Source organism: Sphingomonas sp. GW821-FHT09E03, assembly GCF_059416225.1.
Window position 1 is genome coordinate 86,737 of record NZ_JBWKOS010000008.1, and the last position, 19,931, is coordinate 106,667.

Genomic DNA, 19,931 nt, shown 5'->3' on the forward strand with positions numbered 1-19,931 from the left:
GCGGCGCCGGCCGTTCCCGTGCAGGGACGGCCGGGCTCCAGCGCCGCGGTCAGCGCGCGGTAAGCGTCACCTGCGTCGCGGTGGTCGCGAGCGGCACGGTATAGCCGCCGCGCTCCAGGGTGGCGGTCGACGGCGCATAGGGCCGGCCGCCGGTCGTCGCCTCCACGAACAGGCGCGCGGCCGGCGTGGTCGCAGTGGCGGGATCGAGCGTCAGCGTCACCGCGCCGGTGGCGGGGGCGTAGCTGGCGGTGGCGATCTTGCCGGCCTCCAGCGTGATCCACAGGCCCGCCGGGGCGATGAACAGCCGGCTGCGGGCGCCGTCCCTGGGGGCGATGCTGATCGTGCCGCCTGCTTGCGCGACATTGCCGCCGAAGCCGAGCCAGCCGAAGGTCGTGTCGTTGACGAGATAGGTCGCGCTGGCGACGGCATGGCCATAGAAGCCCATGCCATAGTCGCCGCTGTACGGATCCCATCTCATCATGTCCGGCGCCGAATGAAAGGCGGCGGACGAGAAGCCCTGCTGGTCGATGTTGGTGACGCCGCCCATCATCCCGCCATAAGCGATGCGCAGCGTGCGCAGCTCGGCGGGGTTGGCGCGATAGGCGTCGAACAGCGGCACCGCGTTGAGCGTCGAGCCGTAATGGTGGATCTGGCGCTCGATGCGCGGATATTTGCCGCCGTAGAGGAAGTCCCAATAACGGCGCGCATTGCCGTTATAGCCCCAGCTCGGGATCGCGGGATCGTAGGCGAGGATCACCTGCTTCGTCTCGTCGGCCTGCGGCTGGTAGCCGAAATAGCGCATCCAGGCATAGACCTCGGGCTGGCCCGTCGAATCCCAGGCCATCTCGCTGCCGAACGGATAGGTGAGGGTGCGCCAGTGATCGGCGCGCCCCTTCATCAGCCGTTCCATCTCGGTCGCCTGCGCGGTGAGCCCCTCGCGCTTCAGATCCTTGAGGATGTCGACGAACACGTCGCCCTCCATCAGCCCGAACTGCGTGTAATAAGGCGCGTCGCGCATCATCGCCACGGTGGTCTGATAGGCATGGTCGAGATACCAGCGCCACGGGTGCGCGGTGACCATCCCCGGGTGGTTGCGTGCGACCCGGTACAGCACCCAGTGGCCGATCGCGACATGGGGGTAATTGTAGGCACGGCCGAGGTCGCCGGCGTCCTTCTTCGACCAGGAGGTCCAGCTCTTCCAGTTGACGCTGGGATCATAGTAATTCGGATGCGCGGCTGGATCGTAATAGAAGATGCTCTTGCGCACCGCGCCGGCATGCTCGCCGTCGGGCACCTGGAGCTGGCCCTCCACCGTCTCGTCGACCAGCCGCTGGAGCTTGGCGAGCTCGGCCGCGTCGGGGTTGTCGAGCTGCTTGACCATCGCCGCGACCCAGCTGCCGCCGCCGCCCTCGTCGCTCATCCCCGAGATCCACACGCGGGGATCCTGGGTGACGATCTTGTTCGCCTCGCGATCAAAGGTGAGGATCGCCGGGTTGCGCCCGAACGGGTCCTTCTTGTCCTCATACCATTGCTGCGTGGTCGCGAACCGGCCGAGATCGGCCATCGTCTGATCGAGCGGCTTGGTGATGAAATAGCTCACCGTCTGGACGCTGCCGTCGGCATAGGTGATCGCGAGGCTGGCGCGGCCCCAGCCGCTCGCGCGTACCGCATAGCGCGACCAGCCCGTGGCGCCGGCGACCTTGGTCGCGGTCAGCGCGCCGGCGGGAAGGCTTTCCACCTTGGCGATCGCGCTCGGGGTCTTGAGGAACAGCGAGGCGTCCTGGTCGGTCGGCACCACATAGCCGGGGATGCCGACCGCGACCGGGCGCTTGTTGGCGACCAGCGTGTCCTCGATCCGCGCGATCGACGGCGACGTCACGAAGCGCACGCCGATGGTGCGGCTCGCGCCTGGCGCCAGGGTGAAGCTGGTCGGCGTGTTCCATTGCTCGCCAGCCTTGGCCCATTCCTTGTCGGCGAAGCCCTTGCTGGCGACGGTCCAGTCGTAGAAGCCTTCCGACGTCTGTCCCCGCGGCGACTTGTCGGTGAAGATGTCGCCGTCGGGCGCAGCCCCCCGGCGCCCGGCGCGCGCCTCCATGATCGGGCGATAGGCTTCGAGCGGCGTGTTCTTCTCGGGCAGCACCAGCAGCGCCGGTCCCTTGCCGTTGAGCCGCGCGACCTGGAGATAGCCGGCGTCGCGGCCGATGTACGGATCGACGAAGCTTGCCTGCGCATGCGCCTGTTCGAGGTCGCGATCGGCAATGATGTTGTCGAACACCATCGGCATGCCGAGGCCGCCGATCTCGACCGGTTGGCCGGTCGTGTTGGTGAGGGTGAAGCGCAAGGCGAGCACGCCATGGTCGTTGACCCAGCGCCGCTCGATCCTGATCGGGCTGCCCGCGCCGAGCGAAGCGGTGATGTCCGCCGCCGCGAGCACGGGGCCGGCCGCGGGTAGCCGGCGGATCGGCGCACGCTGGTGCGCGGAGGCGAAGTCGGTCCAGGCGCTGCCGGCGGTACGCAGCCGCAGGTTGATGTCGCCGATATGGACATAGCCGTCGCCCGCCCGTTCGGGCTCGCGTGCGCCGGGCGTGAAATCGAAGCCGGCATCGCCGAGCGGCGACAGCCGCGACAGCGTCTGGGTGTCGCTACGCAGCGCGAGGTCGAACGTCCTGGTACGCAGCGGCGTCTGCTGGATCGGGGGATAGACCTTCTTCGCGGGCGGCTGCTCCTGCGCGCGCACGGGCATGGTCAGCATGGTGCCGGCGAGCAGCAGCGCCGCGGGGGCGAGGAAACGGGTCATGGTCGGGCTCACTTGGCGGGAGTGGCGGTTACCGCGGCGGTGGCCGCGGTAGCGGGCGGCGCGTCGCGCGGCGGTTCGGCGGGCGCGGTGGGGGAGGGCGAGAGCGGCAGCAGCGCCGGCGGTGCCTCGTCGAGCAGGTTGCGGGTGAAATAATCGCGCAGCTTGCGCCAGAAGAACGGCTGGTAGACCGCATGGGTGGTGTTGGGCAGCACCACGATGTCGACGTCGCGCTTGGCCTGGATCAGCGCTTGGGCGAGGCGGAAGCTTTCGGTGACGGGAACATTGTCGTCGATATCGCCGTGGATCAGCAGCAACTTGCCCTGGAGATTGGCGGCGACCGCCATGTTCGAATTGCGCGCCCAGGTCGCCTGGTCGGCAAAGCCCATCGACACCTCGGGCCACCACGCCTTGTCGAGCCGCAGGTCGTGATTGCCCGACGACGCCACCGCGACCTTGAAGAAGCCGGGCCGGCGCAGGATGAAGCGCGCGGCGTCATAGCCGCCGGCCGAGCCGCCGAACACGCCGACGCGGGTCGCATCCATATAGGGGTAGCGCGCCGCCATCTGCCGGATCATCGCGATGTGATCGTCGAGCCCGACCTCGCCGAGGTTCTGGTACGCCGGCAGGCGGAACGCCTGGCCCCGGCGCGAGGTGCCGCGGCCATCGATCATCACCACGATCGCGCCGATCTGGGCGACGCTGTTGCCGGCTGCCATCACCGCGCCATCCCAGCTGGTGGGTACGTCGGTGGTGGTGGGACCGGTGTAGACGTTGTCGATCACGGGATAACGCTTGCTCGGATCGAAGTGCGCCGGGCGCAGGATCATGCCGTAGAGCGGGGTCTTGCCGTCGTCGGCGACGCCCTGGAACGGTTCGGGCGGGGTGAAACCCGTCGCCATCAGCGCCGATGGGTCGGCGTGCGCGAGCTCGGTGACGATGCGGCCATCGCTCGCGGCACGGATCACGGTGCGGGTCGGCACCGTCGGGCTCGACATCCGATCGATGATCCAGCGGCCGTCGTCGGACACCTGGGTCTCGTGCTCGAGCGGCTCGGGCGTCAGCAGCACCGGCTGCGACCCGTCCAGCGTCACCCGGTAGAGCGCGCTGTAATAAGGATTGCGATCACGCTCCCGGCCGACACCGGTGATCAGCAGCGTCCGGCCATCCTCGGAGACATGGTCGACGGAGAGCACTTCCCAGCTGCCGCGGGTCAGCGGTATGCCACCATTAGGATCGTCGGGGCGGACCAGATAGAGCTGCGCCCAGCCGCTGCGCTCGGAGATCGACAGCTCGCCGCCGAGTTGCGGCGCCGGGATCAGCGCGCTCGCCGTGACCGTGACCACCGGCTTCACCGCCTCACGCGCGACGACGTGCGCGGCGCCGGTGTCGGGATCGGCGGCGTAGACCACGACCTGCTTGTAGCCGCGCTCGGTCCAGCTCATCCGCGGCTTGCCGGCGATCCATTCCATGTCGGGGTCGGCCGGATAGAGCAGCGACTCGCTCGGCACCTGCAGCGGCACCAGCGTCGCCTTGCGCCGGCGCAGCGCCTGCTCGACGTCGATCGCGAGCCGCGTCGCCTGGGGCAGGGTGGCAGCGCCGGCGAGCGGGTAAATGTAGGAGAAGCTGCGCGGGTAGAAATCGCCCGGCGGGTTTTCCTGCGTCACCGTCAGCGGATGCACGCCGCGGGTGTCGAGCCGCCAGGTGATGATCCGCCGGCTGTCGGGCGACCAGCGCACCGACACCGGCATCACCGGCACCTCGGTGCCCTGCTTGAGGATCTCGGGCAGCGGCGCGATGCCGCGGCCATAGGGCTGCTCGCGCGTGCCATCGGTGGTCAGCGCCACTTCGCGGCCGGTCTTCACCTCCACGGCGACCAGATTGAAGGCGCGGGCGAGAATACGAAAACGACCATCGGGGGACAGCGAACCGGTACCATCCTCTTCGCCGGTCTTGGCTTCGGCAAGCGTGCCGCCGGCGTCGAGCGTCCAGCGCTTGCCGAGTGCGGCGAAGCTAAACACGGCCGTCGCGGGATCATAGTCCGGACGATCAAGCCCGATGTGTTGGGGATCGACCGGCTTTGCCGTTGCCGCAGCGAGCAGCGGCGCGATCATCGTGTAGGTGGCGATCGGTCGGCGGCTGCCGGTCGCGGGATCGAGAAAGAAGATGGTCCGTTCGGCGGGCGTCTTGCGGATGAACAAGACGCCGCGGCCGCCGGCGACGAAGGTCGCGCCGGGATCGCGATCGGCGATCAGCTTGTCCATGTTGTCGCGGAGGTAACGGTCGGCACGCGCATAGCGCTCGGTGATGCTTGGCGGTGTAGCGGCCTGAGCAAGCGCCGGCAGCGGCGAGGCCCCGAGCAACAGCAGCACGGATGCCTGACGGAACCGCAGTGAAAATCGCCCGCTCATCATGTCCCCCCGATGCTGCCGGGAACCTGCCCAGCGCCGGCAACACCGTCAACCTTAAATTATACGGTATATTATTTGATCTTTGCTGATCTATAGGTCGTGCGCCACGCAAAGGGGGTGAGCGGATGCATTTGAAGCGCTTCAGTCTGGCGGCGGTGGCCATGTCGCTGCTGCCGGTGCACGCCACCGCCCAGTCGCAGCCGGCGGCCGAGCGCATCCACGCGGCGGGCAATCCGATCCTTGCCGATGGCCGCTACTACTCCACCGATCCCGCCCCGGTAGTGATCGGCGACACGCTGTGGATCCTGGCCGGGCGTGACGAGGCAGGGCCGGACGTCAACGACTTCATCATGAACGAGTGGCAGCTGCTCGCCACCCGCGATCCGGCATCGGGCGACTGGCTGCATTATCCTGCGATCGCGCGGCCCGAAGCCGTCTTCGCCTGGGCGGCGCCGGGCCGCGCCTATGCCGGCCAGATCGTGCCCGGCCGGGATGGGCGGTTCTACATGTACGCGCCGGTGCTGGAGAAGAACACCGACGCCAAAGACGGCTTTGCGATCGGTGTCGCGGTGGCGGACAGCCCCACCGGCCCGTGGCGCGACGCACATCCCGCCGGGCCGATCATCTCGCAGCGGGTGCCGGTCGCCAATGCGATCCAGAACATCGATCCGACGGTGATGATCGACGACGATGGCCGGGCGTACATCTATTGGGGCACCTTCGGGCAATTGCGCGGGATGGAGCTCGCGCGCGACATGGTCACGCCCATGGGGCCGGAAGTCGCGATCGAGGGGCTGACCGGCTTCTTCGAGGCGCCGTGGATCATGAAGCGCAACGGCAGCTATTACATGCTCTATGCCGGCAACAAGGCGGGGCCGCGGTCGGATTGCACCCCCGCCGTCTATCACGCCTGCATCGCCTATGGCACCGCGCCATCGCCGATGGGGCCGTGGACCTATCGTGGCGTGGTATTGAAGCCGGTGTCGTCTACCACCTCCCACTCGGGCGCGGTCGAGTTCAAGGGACAATGGTACCTCGCCTATCACACCGCCGATGCGGTGGGTGGCGGCCATTTCCGTCGCAGCGTCGCGCTCGACAAGATGACGTTCGACGACAGCGTCACCCCCGCCGCGATCCGCCTGGTGATCCCCACCCGGCGCCCGCAGCCGGCCCCGCCGCCGTCACGCAACCTTGCCCGTGCGGCGAGCGTCGCGGTGTCCAACGACCCGGTGCCGGTGCAATATTGGGCGACGTCGCTCAACGACGGCATCGTCAAGGCGGCGCCGCTGCCGCCGGACATGTGGGGCAGCTGGACCCCGCACAACCCGCCGCAGCAGTGGATCGAGTATCGCTGGGACCGGCCGGTGACGCTCAATGGCGCGCGGATCTGGTTCTGGGCGGACCAGCCGGCGGGATCGGCGATCGGCGTGGCGCCGCCGGCGCGATGGCACCTCGACTATTGGGACGGCGGGTGGAAACCGGTCAGTGCGCCCCAGGGCTTCGGCACCGCAATCGGCAGCTTTCAGGCGGCGAGTTTCGCGCCGGTGACGACGCGCTGCCTGCGTGCGGTGTTCGACGCCTCGGGTGCCGGCGCCGACCATGCCGGGGTCGCGGTGCAGGAATGGGAGGCACTCGGCCCGCGGCCCCGGCCGGTGACGATCCGCCCGGCCGACGCCGCGCCGGCGCCGGCCTGCCGATAGCAAGTACCATCCAGGAGTTCGTCATGCGCCTGTTGACCGTGATCCTTGCCTGCTGGTGGGCGGCCGTCGTCGCCACCCCCGCCGCCGCCCGCACCGTCTTCGATGGCGTGTGGGTGTTCGACTCGTCACCGCCCAATCCGGGGGTGACGATGATGGAGGTGGAGAGCCACGGCGCCGCTGTCACCGGGCGGGTCACCACGCTCTGGTACGGCCCGGTCGAGATGATCGGCGCGCGGGTCGACGGCAACACGCTGCGCTTCAGCGCGCGCAACATCAACGATCGCGACCATCCCACCCGCACCTGGAGCGCGACGCTTGGTGCCAAGGGCGTGGTGCTGCGCGGGCAGATCTGGGAATCGGTTATTGCCGAGCACGGCCGCCGCGGCACCGCCGCCGAGCAACGCGCGCGCGCCTTCCGTTTCGTCGCGCTGCCGCCGATGGGCGCGCTCGCGCCCGACGGCCAGGCGGCGACGCCGCCGATGGGCTGGAGCAGCTGGAACAAGTTCGCCGACCGCATCGACGACGCCACCGTGCGCGCGATGGCTGATGCCATGGTCGCCACCGGCCTGCGCGATGCCGGCTATCGCTACGTCAACATCGACGACGGCTGGCAGGGCCAGCGCGACGCCGCCGGCGTGCTCCAGCCCAACGCCAAATTCCCCGACATGAAGGCGCTCGCTGCCTATGTTCATGCCCGCGGGCTCAAGCTCGGGATCTACAGCTCGCCGGGGCCACGCACCTGCGCCGGCTATCAGGGCAGCTATGGCCATGTCGCGCAGGACGCCCGGACGTTTGCCGCCTGGGGCGTCGACTATCTCAAATACGATCTGTGTTCGGGCGAATGGTTCTATGCCGATGCCGACACGGTGCAGCGCAGCTACCATGAGATGGGAGCGGCGCTGCGCGCCACCGGGCGGCCGATCATCTATTCCTTGTGCGAATACGGCCGGTTCGACGTTGCTGCCTGGGGGCGTTCGGTCGGCGGCCATCTGTGGCGCACCACCGGCGACATCACCGACACCTACAAGACGATGGCCGAGATCGGCTTCGATCGTAACCCGCGGTTCGGCCACGCCGGGCCCGGTGGCTGGAACGATCCCGACATGCTCGAACTCGGCAACGGCGGCATGAGCATCGACGAATATACCACCCATATGACGCTGTGGGCGATGTCGGCGGCGCCGCTGATGATGGGCCACGACTTGCGCCAGACCGATGCGGCGACGCGCGCGTTGCTCGAGAACCGCGGCGTGATCGCGATCGACCAGGATGCACGCGGCATCCAGGGCCATGCGGTGCGCAGCGCGGGCGATGCCATGATCTGGGCCAAGCCGCTCGCCGACGGCAGCGTTGCGCTCGCGGTGTTCAACCGGGGCGAACAGACGGCGCGAGTGGCGGTGCGACCAGAGGACGCCGGGCTCGCCCGTATCGGCGTGCGGCGCGACGTCTGGCGGTCGGTTGATCTGCCTGCTGATCAGACGGGCGTCGCGGTCCCCGCTCATGGCGCCGTGCTGCTGCGACTCCGCGGCAGCTGAGGGAGCCGCCGATGCATCCCGGCGGTGCGCGCCGCTCACGCGTGCCGCGTTTTTGAAACGTTGGGGCGATGCCTGTCGGCGGCATCCTCGCTGCTTTTATCAAGCCATCCCAACATGCTGCGAGCGAATTTCGCCGCTTTGTTGCCGGTGTGCAAACCGCCAATGACGATACTTGACAAGCCGACCTGCCGCCCTGCAAAACGTATACCGTATTTTGTATGAGTAATTTTATAGCGACGCAGCAATCACCAGGGGGGTGAATCATGATGACGGCACGGGTTAGCTTGAAACTTACATGCGGATTTGCGGCGATGATGATTGCGGCGAGTTCGGCTCACGCAGCAGTGACGGCGCCTGCCGAAGGAGTTGCACAGACGAACACCGATGCCGCTCGCCCCCTCACCAAGGCGGAGCGCTCTGCGGCCAAACGCCGGGCCAAGGCGATCAGGCAGGCTGCCAAAGCGGGCACGACGACCGCGACCTACAAGGGTGCCGAAGGGAATGACATCATTGTCGTCGGCCTGCGTGCCAGCTTGAAGAAGGCGCGGGATCGCAAGCGTACTTCGAAGCAGATTGTCGATTCCGTCGATGCGGAAGATGCCGGCAAATTGCCCGACAACAACGTTCCCGAAGCGCTCGCACGCATCACCGGCGTACAGATCGACCGGTCTCATGGCGAAGGCAGCGGTGTCACCATCCGTGGGCTGAGTGATGTCCAGACCACCGTCAATGGCTATGAGGCTGCCGGCGCGGGTTCGCGCTCGCTCAACCTGGCCGACATCCCGGCCGAACTGCTGAAATCGGTGCAGGTATACAAGACGCGCAGCGCCGACCAGGTCGAAGGTGGCATCGCCGGAACAGTCAACGTCGAGCTGCGGCGCCCGCTCGACCTCAAGAAGGGGCTGACGCTGGCGGGCAGCTTCCGCGAAAGCTTTGCCGACCTCGGCAACACCAAAAGCCCCTATGCCAGCCTGCTGGTTGCCGATCGCTTCGACACGCCGATCGGCGAGATGGGCTTCCTGGTCAATGGATCCTACACGCAGAACAATTATTTCGAAAATTACGTCGTCAGCGAATCGCCGATGCCGATCCTGCCGGGCACGGCACGCAATTCGGTGCCGACGGCGCTCCAGAACACAGTCATTCCATATGCCGTCAACTACGGGGTGGAATCGGGCAAGATCAAGCGGCCGTCGCTCAACGCGTCATGGCAGTGGAAGGCCAGTGACCATCTCGATTTCGTGGTGGAGGGATCCTATCTCGGCGTGCGCGAAACCGACAGTCGCGACAACTTTCGCGTGCAAACCAATGACGGCTCCGGCACCTACAGCGATCTGGTCGCCAACGCGGATGGCACCGTCAGGTCGGTGACGTTGAACAATGCCGGGACGGGTGGCGTCAACGGCGGGCCGCTCAACATCTTCACCAAGACGAAGAGCGATACCTACACCACCAACTTCGAGACCCATTGGCACAACGATGGAGTTCAGATCAATTTCGGCGCGCAATATAACTGGTCCAACCTAGACTCCTACTTTGTCCAGGACCAGTTCCGCTTTGCCGGCAACCCGCCGGTACAGGTTGATTTCAACTCGCCGAACGTACCGGGCGGCGGGCCGTTCGTCAGTTTCCCCGGCGTCGACCTGGCCAATCCCGCGAATTACAAGCTTTACCAGATTCACGATCAGCGTGGGGCGAATGACGACACGCAGTTTTCGTCGAACCTTGACCTGACGGTGCAGACGAGTGCCACGGGCCTGATCCGGTCGGTTCAGTTCGGCGCACGCTTCACCAAGCACACCATGTATCGCGATTACGGCTATCGCGATGCCTTCTTCTTCAACACGGGCACGGCGCCGACTCTGCAAACCGTCGCCAGCGCGACCGGGGTGGGGCTTGCCACCACCACGCCGGACATCTCGGGTGCCAGCCAGACACCCACATGGTATCATTTCGACGGTCAGAGCCTCTACGACAACTTCGGCGCCGTGAGGAATTACCTGATCACCAACGGCGCGGATCTCGCCGGGCGTGACTGGACCCTGTCGGAACCGGCGACCACCGATCCGGGAGAAAGCTTTCGCGAAAGGGAGCGGACGTTCGCCGCTTACGGACAGATCAACTATGGCCTGACCGCGCACTTCCCGATCGACGGCACGATCGGCCTCCGTTTTGTCAACACCTGGGGGGTGGCGCAGAGCACGCAATCCGCACTGTCGAATGGCGTGGTGACGTATACGCCGAGCGGCAGCGTGGTGAACTATGTCGATCTGCTGCCCAGCGCGACGATCATGCTGCATTTCACCCCGAAGCTGCAGCTGCGCGGATCGTACACCCACAATGTCAGCCGGCCCCAATTCTACGACATGCGATCGTCGCTCAACATCATCGATGCGGCGACGACGGGGCGGGTCTATTCCGGCAACCCGGATTTGAAGCCCACCCAGGAAAACAATTACGACGCGTCGCTTGAATATTATTACGGTCGTGGCGGGGTGATCTCATTGGGAGCGTTCCTCAAGAATCAGACCGGGTTCATGTACTATACGGAACAACAGGACGTCGTGCCGAGCCTGCCGCCCAGCCCGTTGACCGCCGACGGTACCTATCTGGTCGGCAAGGTCCGCAACGCCGGTCCCGGCAAAATCGTCGGGCTGGAAGGGCAGGTGAACACGTTGTTTGATTTCATGCCTGGGTTCGCCAAAAATTTCGGTCTCAACGTCAACGTCACTTACATCCCCAAGGCCACCCTGCACTTGGCCTATGCCGATACCACACTCGATACCAAGGGGTTGTTCGACGCGCCCTATACGTCGACCTATTCCGGCAACGTCCAATTCTTCTATGACACGCCGGTGTTCGGCGCACGCATTGCCTACAACTATCGTTCACATTACAAGACGAGCATCGACTACGTAAATCCGGGCTATTCGATCTACACGATGGCCACTTCACGGCTTGATGCGTCGGTGAATTTCACGCCGTTCAAGTTCATCACCTTCAGCGTCGACGCCACCAACCTGCTGCACGACAACGCCAATTCCTATTTCGGCGCGTATAACGCCTTGCCCGTCGGCGTCCGTGTCCAGGCGCGCACCATCCAGGCTGGCGCCCGCTTCCGCTTCTGACCTTGCACGAGCCGGCCCGCGCAAGCGGGTCGGCCGTTACCGCGCCCAGCCCTCCGCCGCCGGCTCCAGCCCGTCGAGGAACGCCGCGGCGCTGGCGCGGATCTCGGCCTTGGCCTCGTCGGAGAAGCGGTTCCAGGTCGCGTACATGTTGCGCATCCGGGTGTTGCCGCGCAGCCGATCCTCGTGGCGGCCGATAAAGTCCCAATAGAGCGCGTTGAACGGGCAGGCGTCGGGGCCGGTGCGCTGCTTCACCTTGTAGCGGCAGCGCCCGCAATAATCGCTCATCCGGTCGATGTACGCACCGGTCGAGGCATAGGGCTTGCTGGCGATGGCGCCGCCGTCGGCGAACTGGCTCATGCCGATGACATTGGGCATCTCCACCCATTCATAAGCATCGAAATAGACCACCAGGAACCAGTCGGAGATCGCCTTCGGATCCACGCCTGCAATCAGCGCGAAATTGCCGAGCACCATCAGCCGCTGGATATGGTGGGCATAGGCCTCGCGCCGGGTCTGACCGACGCTTTCGCGCAGGCAGCGCATCTCTGTATCCCCGGTCCAGTAGAAGTCAGGCAGCGGCCGGTGCGCGGCAAGCGCGTTGCGCGTCGCGAAGGCGGGCATGTCGCGCCAGTACATGCCGCGCATATATTCGCGCCAGCCGATGATCTGGCGGACAAATCCCTCGGCCGAATTGATCGGCACCAGGCCGCGCGCATAAGCGTCGGCGGCGGCGCGGGCGACCTCGAGCGGGGTCAGCAGCCCTAGGTTGATGCACAGCGAGAGCACGCTGTGGTAGAGATACTCCTGCCCAGCCACCATCGCGTCTTCGTAGCGGCCGAAATCAGGCAGCGCGGTTTCGACGAAATGGGCGAGCGCGGCGAGCGCCTGGGTGCGGGTGACGGGCAGGGCGAACGGCTCGAGATCGCCGAAATGGCCGGCGAACTCGCGGCCGACCAGCGCCAGCACCTCGGCGGTGATCGCATCGGGCGCGAACCGCTCGGGCACCGGATAGTTGAGCCCGCGCGGCGGCGTCTCGCGATTGTCGGCGTCGAAGTTCCAGCGGCCGCCCTCGGGCTCGCCGTCGGCGGTCATCAGCAGCCCGGTCCGGCGGCGCATGTCGCGGTAGAAATACTCCATCCGGAGCTCGCGCCGCCCCTTCGCCCAGCGGAGGAACTCGGGCACCGAGCAGATGAAGCGATCGTCGGCGAGGATCTCGACCGGCACCCCGGTCGCCGCCGCCCAGCCGTCCTGCATCTGCCGCACGCGATATTCGGCGCCTTCGACGACGCGCACGGCGGTGGCCCCGTGCCGCGCCACCGCGCGCTGCACCTCGCCGGTAAAGCCCTGGCGGTTGTCGGGATCGTCGAGCGGCACGTAATCGACGCGCCAGCCGTCGGCGCGCAGCTCGGCGGCGAAGTGGCGCATCGCCGAGAAGATCAGCGCGATCTTCTTCTTGTGGTGGCGGACGTAGCCGGTCTCCTCGCGCACCTCGACCATCAGCACCACCGCCTCGGCGCGGTCGATGTCGCGTAACGACGCGAGCGACGCACTGAGCTGGTCGCCGAGCACGGGGACGATGATCGTCACGCAGGATCCGCCTGGGGCCCCGCCTGGCGCAGCGCGGCGAGCGCGCGCTCGCGGGCCTCGCGATGGCCGATCAGCGGCGGCGGGTAAGCCGCCGGCGCCACGCCGGCGCCGTGCGGATCGTGGATGACCGCGTCGCTGAGCGATGCAAGCTCGGGCACCCACTGGCGAATATAGCCGGCGGCATCGAACTTCTCGGACTGGCCGAGCGGCGCCATGATCCGGTTGAACGGCGCGGAATCGACGCCGGTGCCCGCCACCCACTGCCAGTTGACGCTGTTGTTGCCGTAATCGGCATCGATCAGGCAGTCCCAGAACCAGCGCTCGCCGCGCCGCCAGTCAAGCAGCAGATGCTTGATCAGGAAGCTCGCGGTCAGCATCCGCACGCGATTGTGCATCCAGCCGAGCTGCCACAGCTGGCGCATGCCGGCGTCGACGATCGGATAGCCGGTTTGCCCCTTGGTCCAGGCGACGAAATCCGCATCGGCCTCGGGCCCGCTGCGCCAGCCGAGGTCGTCCATTCGCGCGCGGCCGTTGTCGTCGGCGTAGCGCGGCAATTGCACGATCAGGTTGGAGGTGAAATCACGCCAGGCGAGTTCGCGCAGGAACGGCTCGGCGCCGCGGCTGGTCGCCACCGCATGCCATACCGTCGCGGGCGAAATCTCGCCCATGTGGAGGTGCGGCGACAACCGCGAGCTGCCGTCGACCGAGGGCAGATTGCGATCGTGCGCATAGCCGCCGACATGGTCGACGAACGCCTCGAGCGCCGCATGGGCGCCTTCCTCGCCGGGCTGCCATTCGTCGAACCCGCCCGACCAGTTGGGTGCAATCGGCAGCAGGCCCCAGGCGGCCAGCTCGTCGCCGGCCGGCGGGTGGGCGACACCGGTGATCTGCTGCGGCGCCTCGACCGGGGCCGCCGGCGGCATCCGCAGCTGCAACGTCTTCCAGAAAGGCGCGAACACGCGAAAGCCGGTGCCGGCGCCGGTACGCACCGTGTCTGGATCCGCGAGCAGATAGCCGTCGTGCCGGACCAGTTCGAGCCGCTCGCCAAGCCGTGCCTCGATATCGCGCCACCACGGTTCGTAATGCGCCAGGCAGTGGACCCGCGCGGCACCGATTGCGTCGGCGAGCTCGGTGACGATCGCGACCGTGTCGCCACGGCGCAGCACCAGCGGCACGCCCAGCGCATCGAGCGATGCAGCAAGGCTGGTCAGCGCATGGTGCAGCCACCAGCGTTGCGCGCCGCCGATCCGCCAGTCGCCGGGCGCATCATCGTCGAGCACATAGACCGCGAGCACCGGGCCCTCGGCGGCAGCGGCGGTTACCGCCGCTTGGTCGGCAAGCCGGAGATCCTGGCGAAACCAGAGGAGGGTGGGGGCTGGGGAGGTGGTCGTCATCGGCCGATCAATGCTTGAAACGGCAGAGCGATGCCGACCCTAGACCAGAGAATCTGGCGGCGCGGCGATGTCAGGCCGGCGACGCCATCGCGCGCGGGGTGGACGAGGCGTCGAGCGCGGCCAGTTCGACAGGCGTGAGGCCCATGCGCCGTTCGATATGGTCGGCTGCGGCGACGTGGCTAGCGTCCGGGAGATCGGCGGCGTGCCGGCCGGTCTTGCCCATCGCGCGCGAGGCGGCGAACAGGCTCAATGTCATGCGGGTCATTCAGTCCTCGGTTCGGGGTGCGCGCCGCATTGGTTGCTGGCACGCTAACCGGAAAATACGCCGAGGCGGCGAAGGTTCCCCGCGCTTGCGGCAAGCTGCGGCACCGGCTTCCGACAGCGCGCACCGCCGACCGATGGGCGAGCATCTGAGGGATCGCCCCCAGATGATCACCCATCGGTTCCGTGGCTCAGGCGGCGGTGCCGATCGCGTCAAGCGTGGCGATGGCCTCGACGGGCAGCACCAGCGACCCCGCTGCGAGGTTTTCGTGGAGATGCGCGACCGACGAGGTCCCCGGGATCAGCAGCAGGTTGGGCGCGCGCTGCAGCAGCCAGGCGAGCGCCACCTGCATCGGCGTCGCGCCGAGTGAAGTGGCGACATCGGACAAGGCGGTCGATTGCAGCGGGGTGAAGCCGCCGAGCGGGAAGAACGGCACATAGGCGATGCCGTCGGCGGCGAGCTTGTCGATCAGCGCATCGTCGGCGCGGTGCGCGACATTGTACAGATTCTGCACGCAGACGATCTCGGCAATGCCCTTTGCTTCGGCGATCTGGGCCGCGGTGGCGTTGCTGAGGCCGATGTGGCGGATAAGGCCCTGTTGCTGCAGCTCGGCGACTACCTCCAGCCGGTCGGCGATCGATCCCTCCGAAGGGCCATGATCCTCGCCGCCCATCAGGCGCAAGTTGACGACGTCGAGCACGTCGAGGCCGAGGTTGCGGAGATTGTCGTGAACCGCGGCGGTGAGCTCGGTCGGCGACGTCGCGGGGATCCATGAGGCATCGTCGCCGCGGCGCGCGCCGATCTTGGTGACGATGGTGAGATCGTCGCGATAGGGGTGGAGCGCTTCGCGGATCAGCTGATTGGTGACGTGCGGGCCATAAAAATCGCTGGTATCGATATGGTCGACGTTAGCCTCCACAGCGGCGCGCAGCACGGCGAGCGCGGCGGCGTGGTCCTTGGGCGGGCCGAACACGCCGGGGCCGGCGAGCTGCATGGCGCCATAGCCGAGGCGGTTGACGGTACGGGTGCCGAGCGCGAACGTGCCGGCGGCGGCGATGCTGGTCATGACGGGTCTCCTGTGGTGATCCGCATGTAGACACGGCCGCCGTGGACGATAACAACCGCAGATCGGCACAGGCTGTACGGACAGGCGCACAATGGCAGCGGATCTCGGCGACCTTGCAGCTTTTGTCGCGGTGGCGCGGGCAGGGGGCTTTCGCGACGCGGCGCGGGTCGCGGGCAGCAGCGCCTCGGGTCTGTCGGAGGCGGTGCGGCGGCTGGAGACGCGGCTCGGCGTGCGGCTGCTCAACCGCACCACCCGCAGCGTGATGCCGACCGAGGCGGGCGCGCGGCTGCTCGACCGGCTGGTGCCGGCGCTGGGGGAGGTGGAAGCGGCGCTCGACGTGGTCAACGGCTTCCGCGATTCGCCCACCGGCACGCTACGGATCAACGTGCCGGTCAGCGCCGCGCGGCTGGTGCTGCCGCGGATCGTGCCGGGGTTCCTTGCTGCCTATCCCGATATCCGGCTGGAGATCATCGCCGAGGACGGTTTCGTCGACGTGCTCGCGGCGGGGTGCGATGCCGGGATTCGCTATGACGAGCGGCTGGAGCAGGACATGATCGCGGTACCGATCGGCCCGCGCACGCAGCGCTTTGCGGCGGCGGCGGCGCCCGCCTATCTGGCGCGGCGCGGCCGGCCCGAGCATCCGCGCGACCTGCTCGACCATGCCTGCCTGCGCGGGCGCTTCTCCAGCGGGACGATGGGGCCGTGGGAGTTCGAGCGCGACGGCGAAATCGTCAAGCTCGATCCGGCGGGGCCGTTGATCGTCCAATCAGGGGGTGCGATGGACCTCGCGATCGCCGCGGCGATCGGCGGCAGCGGCATCGTGTTCCTGTTCGAGGATTGGCTGCGCCCGCATCTCGACGGCGGCGCGCTGGAGCCGGTGCTTGAACCGTGGTGGCAGCCGTTCTCGGGACCGTACCTCTATTATCCCGGGCGGCGCTACCTGCCGGCGCCGCTGCGCGCGTTCGTCGACTATGTCGGCGCGCACGGCCGGTGGTAGCCGCGCGACGCTGACGGGGATCAGGGCCGACGGACTCAGAGGCCCGCGTCCTTCTTGGCGCGCTCCTCGTAGAACAGGCGGACGACGTCCCACGCCTCTTCGGCGGTTTCGACGAAGGTGAAGATGCCAAGGTCGCGCTGGCTGACCACGCCCTCGTCGACCAGCGCCTGGAAGTTGATCACCTTGTCCCAGAATTCGCGGCCGAACAGCAGCACCGGGATGGGCGCGATCTTGCCGGTCTGGATCAGGGTGAGCAGTTCGAACAGCTCGTCGAAGGTGCCGAACCCGCCGGGGAAGGCGGCGAGCGCGCGGGCGCGGAGCAGGAAGTGCATCTTGCGCAGCGCGAAATAGTGAAACTGGAAGCTCAGCGACGGCGTCACATAGGGGTTGGGCGCCTGCTCGTGCGGCAGCACGATGTTGAGCCCGACCGATTCGGCGCCGACGTCCGCCGCGCCGCGGTTGGCGGCCTCCATGATCGACGGGCCGCCGCCCGAGCAGACCACGAACTGGCGCTTGCCGGCCTGGTCGCGCGGCACGCGGCTGGCGATCTGGGCGAGCTCGCGCGCGACGTCATAATAGCGGCTCTTGGCGACCAGCCGCTCGGCGATCGCACGCGCGGTGTCGTCGCTCGCCATCTCGAGCATCGCCTGCGCCTTGGCGGGCTCGGGGATGCGCGCCGAGCCGTACATCACGAAGGTGGAGGCGATCTGCGCCTCGTCGAGCAGCAATTCGGGCTTGAGCAGCTCGAGCTGGAAACGCACCGGGCGCAGGTCCTCGCGCAGCAGGAAGTCCATGTCCTGGAAGGCGAGCCGGTAGGCGGGGTTCTCGGTCTGCGGCGTGGAGATCGCGCCCTTGGCGCTTTCCGCGTCCTGCTTGGCGTGCGGGAAGACGCGGTTCGGTACTCGTGTGTCAGTCATCCGAGCCCGGTAAAGCAAAGCAGGAGCGGCGAAAAGGGGCCGTCAGCGGCAGAGACGCGCGTTATCGTCCTCGAGGTGGAGGTGGTTGTGATGGGCGGCGTTATAGTCTGGCGACAGCACGGTGCCGAATCGCTTGCAGGCCGAGCCATGGATCGTCTGGAGGAACTGGCGCACCGCCGGATCGGGCGAGTTCCAGTCGGCGAGGATGCTGATCCGCCGCCCGTCCTTGAGCGTCACGCCGCCAATGTCGACCGCATTGGCGATCGCATGGCCCGAGCGCCGCGAGGCAGCGCGGGCCGATCCGATCACGTTGCGGCAGGCATAGCTGCCCATGCTCTCCACCCGGGCAAGCTCGCTGCCGAGGATCTGATAGGCCGCCGGGGCGACGCCGTTGCGCACCCAGCTGGTGAAGGCGCGCGCCTCGCCGCAGCGCAACGCGCCGAGATTGGTCACCGGCACGCCGATGTCGACCAGCTGGACGGTACCGGCGAGGCCGCAGCCATTGCCGAGGTCCTTGTCGGGCAGGACACGGAAGGAGACCGCCTCGCGGTGCAGGTCGCCCAGGCATTGTGCGGTGTCATGCGGCGACGGCTTGGATATCGCGCCGCGCGGCTGCGGCGGCCGCTGCTGGGCGGGGCGCTCGCGGCTGCCGCAGCCGGCGAGCAGCAGCGCCAGCGCCGTCGCCGCCACCCACAATTGCCGACCATGCTGACGCAACATACTTCCCCTTTGTGCCGGTCGTAGAGAGGGATGCGGTCGTCCGGCAATGAATCCGCATCACGCTTGCGACGAATCGTGGCCGATCCGCCCGCGGCCGATTTGCGGTTGCCAGTCTGCGCCGACGTCCCTAACGCCGTCGACGGGCCACGCGGTCCCAACGCCGCGCGCGCTCTCTGTGAGGAGAGACTACATTGACGGATATTGTTCTCGCACCCGCCACGGGTGCGCTCGAGAAGCCTGCCACCAAACCGGCACGGCCCTATTTTTCTTCCGGCCCCTGCGCCAAGCCGCCGGGCTGGGACGCCGCCAAGCTCGCCACCGCCAGCCTCGGCCGCTCGCACCGCTCCAAGATCGGCAAGCAGCGCTTGGCTTATGCCATCGACCTGATGCGCGAATGCCTCCGCCTGCCTGATACCCACCGCATCGGCATCGTTCCCGGCTCAGACACCGGCGCGTTCGAGATGGCGATGTGGACCATGCTCGGGGCCAAGCCCGTCACCACGCTCGCCTGGGAAAGCTTCGGCGAGGGCTGGGTGACCGACGCGGTCAAGCAGCTCAAGATCGATCCCACCGTGCTGCGCGCCGACTATGGCCAGCTGCCTGATCTCGGCGCGGTAGACTGGTCGAACGACGTGCTGTTCACCTGGAACGGCACCACGAGCGGTGTGCGGGTGCCGAACGGCGACTGGATCCCCGAGACCCGCGAGGGCCTGTCGTTCGCCGACGCAACCTCGGGCGTGTTCGCCTATGACCTGCCGTGGGACAAGATCGATGTCGCCACCTTCTCGTGGCAGAAGGTGCTGGGCGGCGAGGGCGCGCATGGCGTGATCATCCTCGGCCCGCGCGCGGTCGAGCGGCTGGAGAGCTACACCCCGGCCTGGCCGCTGCCCAAGGTGTTTCGCCTCGTTTCCAAGGGCAAGCTCGCCGAGGGCGTATTCAAGGGCGAGACGATCAACACGCCGTCGATGCTGGCGGTGGAAGACGCGATTTTCGCGCTGGAATGGGGCAAGTCGCTTGGCGGGCTCGATGGCCTGATCGCGCGTTCGGATGCCAATGCCGCGGCGCTGCAGACCATCGTCGCCGAGCGGCCGTGGCTCGGCAATCTCGCCGCCGACGAGGCGAACCGCTCGACGACGAGCGTGTGCCTCACCGTCGAGGGCGCGGACGAGGCGCTGATCAAGAAGATGGCGTCGCTGCTCGAGGCGGAAGGCGCGGCCTATGACGTCGCCGGCTATCGCGACGCACCGCCGGGTCTCAGGATCTGGTGCGGCGCTACCGTCGACACCGCGGACATCGAGGCGCTCGGGCCGTGGCTCGACTGGGCCTATACCACCGCCAAGGCCTCCAACTAATTATCGTCGTCCCAGCGAAAGCTGGGATCTCGTCCCGCGGGCGTATGCCTGCCGCACGAGATCCTGAC

Annotated in this window: 14 protein-coding genes; 5 read left to right on the plus strand and 9 right to left on the minus strand. The window is 67.4% G+C overall.

Features of this window, described 5'->3' with window-relative positions; genetic code table 11:
• Positions 1 to 49: 49 nt before the first annotated feature.
• Together AC07M8_RS15435 and AC07M8_RS15440 are read right to left on the minus strand one after the other, a co-directional pair.
• Positions 50 to 2,797: a DUF5695 domain-containing protein gene (locus AC07M8_RS15435; protein ID WP_495175209.1), complete on the minus strand. Its 2,748-nt coding sequence runs from the start codon at positions 2,795 to 2,797 to the stop codon at positions 50 to 52.
• An 8-nt stretch (positions 2,798 to 2,805) separates the two neighbouring features.
• Positions 2,806 to 5,166 (minus strand): S9 family peptidase, encoded by a 2,361-nt coding sequence (locus tag AC07M8_RS15440; RefSeq protein ID WP_495175210.1) that lies wholly within the window; start codon positions 5,164 to 5,166, stop codon positions 2,806 to 2,808.
• 164 nt (positions 5,167 to 5,330) lie between these two features.
• Here AC07M8_RS15440 and AC07M8_RS15445 point away from each other — a divergent pair, with 164 nt between their 5' ends.
• Together AC07M8_RS15445 and AC07M8_RS15450 are read left to right on the plus strand one after the other, a co-directional pair.
• Positions 5,331 to 6,905, plus strand: coding sequence for a family 43 glycosylhydrolase (locus tag AC07M8_RS15445; protein ID WP_495175211.1), 1,575 nt, complete (start codon positions 5,331 to 5,333; stop codon positions 6,903 to 6,905).
• Between the two features lie 23 nt (positions 6,906 to 6,928).
• Positions 6,929 to 8,440 carry a glycoside hydrolase family 27 protein gene (locus AC07M8_RS15450; RefSeq protein ID WP_495175212.1) on the plus strand — a complete coding sequence of 504 codons (1,512 nt, stop codon included), beginning with the start codon at positions 6,929 to 6,931 and terminating at the stop codon, positions 8,438 to 8,440.
• A 35-nt stretch (positions 8,441 to 8,475) separates the two neighbouring features.
• On the opposite strand, the gene AC07M8_RS15455 is transcribed toward AC07M8_RS15450, so the two are convergent.
• Positions 8,476 to 8,685, minus strand: coding sequence for a hypothetical protein (locus AC07M8_RS15455; protein ID WP_495175213.1), 210 nt, complete (start codon positions 8,683 to 8,685; stop codon positions 8,476 to 8,478).
• An 18-nt stretch (positions 8,686 to 8,703) separates the two neighbouring features.
• Here AC07M8_RS15455 and AC07M8_RS15460 point away from each other — a divergent pair, with 18 nt between their 5' ends.
• Positions 8,704 to 11,568, plus strand: a complete 2,865-nt coding sequence (locus AC07M8_RS15460) for a TonB-dependent receptor (protein ID WP_495175214.1) — start codon at positions 8,704 to 8,706, stop codon at positions 11,566 to 11,568.
• 36 nt (positions 11,569 to 11,604) lie between these two features.
• Here AC07M8_RS15460 and AC07M8_RS15465 read toward each other — a convergent pair whose 3' ends face one another.
• The 4 genes from AC07M8_RS15465 to AC07M8_RS15480 form a co-directional block, all read right to left on the minus strand.
• Entirely contained in the window at positions 11,605 to 13,155 is a 1,551-nt protein-coding gene (locus tag AC07M8_RS15465) for a cryptochrome/photolyase family protein (RefSeq protein WP_495175215.1), read from the minus strand.
• The gene (locus AC07M8_RS15470) at positions 13,152 to 14,549 is read right to left on the minus strand and encodes a cryptochrome/photolyase family protein (protein WP_495175216.1); all 1,398 of its coding nucleotides are present in this window, start codon (positions 14,547 to 14,549) and stop codon (positions 13,152 to 13,154) included. The genes AC07M8_RS15465 and AC07M8_RS15470 overlap by 4 nt, the downstream gene beginning before the upstream one ends.
• Positions 14,550 to 14,619: 70 nt before the next feature.
• A complete protein-coding gene (locus tag AC07M8_RS15475) occupies positions 14,620 to 14,814 on the minus strand; it encodes a hypothetical protein (RefSeq protein WP_495175217.1) in 195 nt (64 codons plus the stop codon).
• Between the two features lie 187 nt (positions 14,815 to 15,001).
• On the minus strand, positions 15,002 to 15,877 hold the full coding sequence (locus AC07M8_RS15480) for an aldo/keto reductase family oxidoreductase (protein WP_495175218.1): 876 nt from the start codon (positions 15,875 to 15,877) through the stop codon (positions 15,002 to 15,004).
• Between the two features lie 91 nt (positions 15,878 to 15,968).
• Here AC07M8_RS15480 and AC07M8_RS15485 point away from each other — a divergent pair, with 91 nt between their 5' ends.
• Complete coding sequence (locus AC07M8_RS15485) at positions 15,969 to 16,874, plus strand: LysR family transcriptional regulator (protein WP_495175219.1); 906 nt, start codon at positions 15,969 to 15,971, stop codon at positions 16,872 to 16,874.
• A 35-nt stretch (positions 16,875 to 16,909) separates the two neighbouring features.
• On the opposite strand, the gene AC07M8_RS15490 is transcribed toward AC07M8_RS15485, so the two are convergent.
• Entirely contained in the window at positions 16,910 to 17,791 is an 882-nt protein-coding gene (locus AC07M8_RS15490; protein ID WP_495175220.1) for an LOG family protein, read from the minus strand.
• Positions 17,792 to 17,833: 42 nt separating this feature from the next.
• Complete coding sequence (locus tag AC07M8_RS15495) at positions 17,834 to 18,511, minus strand: extensin family protein (RefSeq protein WP_495175221.1); 678 nt, start codon at positions 18,509 to 18,511, stop codon at positions 17,834 to 17,836.
• 191 nt (positions 18,512 to 18,702) lie between these two features.
• Here AC07M8_RS15495 and AC07M8_RS15500 point away from each other — a divergent pair, with 191 nt between their 5' ends.
• A complete protein-coding gene (locus tag AC07M8_RS15500) occupies positions 18,703 to 19,863 on the plus strand; it encodes a phosphoserine transaminase (protein WP_495175222.1) in 1,161 nt (386 codons plus the stop codon).
• Positions 19,864 to 19,931: the final 68 nt, after the last annotated feature.

Coding starts and splice junctions, on each gene's coding strand:
- AC07M8_RS15485 (WP_495175219.1), top strand. CDS start 15,969: ATGGCAGCGGATCTCGGCGACCTTGCAGCTTTTGTCGCGGTGGCGCGG.
- AC07M8_RS15450 (WP_495175212.1), top strand. CDS start 6,929: ATGCGCCTGTTGACCGTGATCCTTGCCTGCTGGTGGGCGGCCGTCGTC.
- AC07M8_RS15460 (WP_495175214.1), top strand. CDS start 8,704: ATGATGACGGCACGGGTTAGCTTGAAACTTACATGCGGATTTGCGGCG.
- AC07M8_RS15445 (WP_495175211.1), top strand. CDS start 5,331: ATGCATTTGAAGCGCTTCAGTCTGGCGGCGGTGGCCATGTCGCTGCTG.
- AC07M8_RS15490 (WP_495175220.1), bottom strand. CDS start 17,791: ATGACTGACACACGAGTACCGAACCGCGTCTTCCCGCACGCCAAGCAG.
- AC07M8_RS15435 (WP_495175209.1), bottom strand. CDS start 2,797: ATGACCCGTTTCCTCGCCCCCGCGGCGCTGCTGCTCGCCGGCACCATG.
- AC07M8_RS15475 (WP_495175217.1), bottom strand. CDS start 14,814: ATGACCCGCATGACATTGAGCCTGTTCGCCGCCTCGCGCGCGATGGGC.
- AC07M8_RS15480 (WP_495175218.1), bottom strand. CDS start 15,877: ATGACCAGCATCGCCGCCGCCGGCACGTTCGCGCTCGGCACCCGTACC.
- AC07M8_RS15495 (WP_495175221.1), bottom strand. CDS start 18,511: ATGTTGCGTCAGCATGGTCGGCAATTGTGGGTGGCGGCGACGGCGCTG.
- AC07M8_RS15470 (WP_495175216.1), bottom strand. CDS start 14,549: ATGACGACCACCTCCCCAGCCCCCACCCTCCTCTGGTTTCGCCAGGAT.